This window comes from Streptomyces sp. NPDC048603 (assembly GCF_043199475.1).
Classification (GTDB): domain Bacteria; phylum Actinomycetota; class Actinomycetes; order Streptomycetales; family Streptomycetaceae; genus Streptomyces.
This window is the reverse complement of the sequence record NZ_JBICVY010000033.1, coordinates 1-1615: the sequence shown is the minus strand read 5'-3', so window position 1 is coordinate 1615 and position 1615 is coordinate 1. Positions and strand designations below refer to the sequence as shown.

Annotated in this window: 1 protein-coding gene and 1 pseudogene; both read right to left on the bottom strand. The window is 68.7% G+C overall.

What is annotated here, in order from left to right; translation table 11 throughout:
• Positions 1-1068, bottom strand: a 1068-nt coding sequence (locus ACGFQ9_RS38550; RefSeq protein WP_393580605.1) for a 2-oxoacid:ferredoxin oxidoreductase subunit beta, incomplete at its 3' end; no start/stop codon positions are given.
• Positions 1061-1615, bottom strand: a pseudogene (locus ACGFQ9_RS38545) (2-oxoglutarate ferredoxin oxidoreductase subunit alpha); the annotation flags it as partial. The pseudogene ACGFQ9_RS38545 and the gene ACGFQ9_RS38550, both read right to left, overlap by 8 nt.

Below are 1615 nucleotides of genomic sequence, written 5' to 3'. Positions count from 1 at the left end.
GACGGTCCAGGTGTCGTTGCCGGTGAGGAGGCGGCCGAGGTCGCCCTTGCCGTTCTGTTCGATGGCGTGGTCGAGCTGGTCGGCCATCTGGGTGTCGTAGACGGGGCGCTCGGTGCTGCGGAAGACGCCGATGGGGGTCTGGTGGAGGGTGTCGGGGTCGGCGAGGCGGGAGAGGGCGAAGGCGGTGGTGGGGGAGGCCGCGTGGGCGTCGTGGACCAGGATCCGGTCTTCGTTCTCGGGGGTGACGTGGACGACTTCGAGGTCGCCGGTGGCGGGGTCGCGGACGACGCCCTTGTGGCCGTCGGCGCCGAAGCGGATGGGCTTGCCGTGTTCGAGGCGGATGACGGCTTCGAGGGCCTGGTCGGAGTCCTTGAGGACCTCGAAGGCGCCGTCGTTGAAGATGTTGCAGTTCTGGTAGATCTCCACCAGGGCGGTGCCGGGGTGGTCGGCGGCCTGGCGCAGGACCTCGGTGAGGTGCTTGCGGTCGGAGTCGACGGTGCGGGCCACGAAGGAGGCTTCCGCGCCCAGGGCCAGGGAGACGGGGTTGAAGGGGGCGTCGAGGGAGCCCATGGGGGTGGACTTGGTGATCTTCCCGACCTCGGAGGTGGGGGAGTACTGGCCCTTGGTGAGTCCGTAGATCCGGTTGTTGAAGAGGAGGATCTTGAGGTTGACGTTGCGGCGGAGGGCGTGGATGAGGTGGTTTCCGCCGATGGAGAGGGCGTCGCCGTCGCCGGTGACGACCCAGACGGAGAGGTCACGGCGGGAGGAGGCCAGGCCGGTGGCGATGGCCGGGGCGCGGCCGTGGATGGAGTGCATCCCGTAGGTGTTCATGTAGTACGGGAAGCGGGAGGAGCAGCCGATGCCGGAGACGAACACGATGTTCTCCCGGGCCAGGCCGAGCTCGGGCATGAAGCCCTGGACCGCGGCGAGCACGGCGTAGTCACCGCATCCGGGGCACCATCGGACCTCCTGGTCCGACTTGAAGTCCTTCATGGACTGCTTGGCCTCGGTCTTGGGGACCAGGGAGAGCAGGGAGTGACCGGCAGGTGCCGCCGCCGTCTCAGTCATTGATGGCCTCCTTGAGAACCGTCGCGAGCTGCTCCGCCTTGAAGGGCATTCCGTTGACCTGGTTGTACGACTGGGCGTCGACCAGGTACTTCGCCCGGATCAGGGTGGCGAGCTGCCCGAGGTTCATCTCCGGCACCACTACCTTGTCGTAACGCTTCAGGACCTCCCCCAGATTCCGCGGGAAGGGGTTGAGGTGGCGCAGGTGCGCCTGCGCGATGGGGGCGCCGGCGATGCGCAGCCGGCGGACGGCGGCGGTGATCGGGCCGTAGGTGGAACCCCAGCCCAGGACGAGCGTGCGGGCCCCGTCCGGGTCGTCCACGATCAGGTCGGGGACCTCGATGCCGTCGATCTTGGCCTGGCGGGTGCGGACCATGAAGTCGTGGTTGGCGGGGTCGTAGGAGATGTTGCCGGTGCCGTCCTGCTTCTCGATGCCGCCGATCCGGTGCTCCAGGCCCGGGGTGCCCGGGACGGCCCAGGGGCGGGCCAGGGTCTGCGGGTCCCGCTTGTAGGGCCAGAACACCTCGGTGCCGTCGGCCAGCGTGTGGTT